Raw genomic sequence first — 648 nt, forward strand, 5'->3', positions numbered from 1 at the left:
CCGCCACCCGCAGGTCGCCGCGGACCAGCGTCAGATCGGAGGCCTCGATCGCGGCATCCGTGCCGGTGCCCATCGCCAGCCCGAGATCGGCCTGGGCCAGTGCGGCGGCGTCGTTGACGCCGTCGCCCACCATGGCCACCACCTTGCCCTCGGTCTGCAGCCGCTTGACCACATCCACCTTGTCGGCGGGCAGCACCTCGGCGATGACCTCGTCGATGCCCACCTCGGCGGCCACCGTACGGGCCACGGCCTCGTTGTCACCGGTCAAGAGGACCGGCGTCAGGCCGAGGCCGCGGAGCTGCGCGATGGCCTCCTTGCTGGTCGGCTTGACCACATCAGCGACCACGAGCACGGCGCGGGCCTGACCGTCCCAGCCCACCGCCACCGCCGTGCGGCCCGCGGCCTGCTCGTCGGCCAGCTTGCGTTCCAGGTCGGCGGGCAGGTGCTGCGACCATTCCGTGAGCAGCTTCGGGCGGCCGACCAGCACCGCGTGCCCGTCGACGATGCCCTGCACGCCGAGTCCCTCGATGTTGGCGAAGTCCTCGACGACGGCGTCGGAGCCGGCCGCCCTGGCGATGGCCTGGGCGATCGGGTGCTCGGAGGCGTGCTCCAGCGCGCCGGCGAGTCTGAGGACCTCGTCGCGGTTCT

The 648-nt window shown here is 72.7% G+C and carries 1 protein-coding gene; it reads right to left on the reverse strand.

Going from position 1 to position 648, the window contains the following annotated elements; translation table 11 throughout:
* Positions 1–648 (reverse strand): HAD-IC family P-type ATPase (locus KME78_RS63685; protein ID WP_219539963.1); only part of this gene is annotated, 648 nt, incomplete at both ends.

This window comes from Nonomuraea guangzhouensis, assembly GCF_019396345.1.
In the GTDB taxonomy this organism is placed as follows: domain Bacteria; phylum Actinomycetota; class Actinomycetes; order Streptosporangiales; family Streptosporangiaceae; genus Nonomuraea; species Nonomuraea guangzhouensis.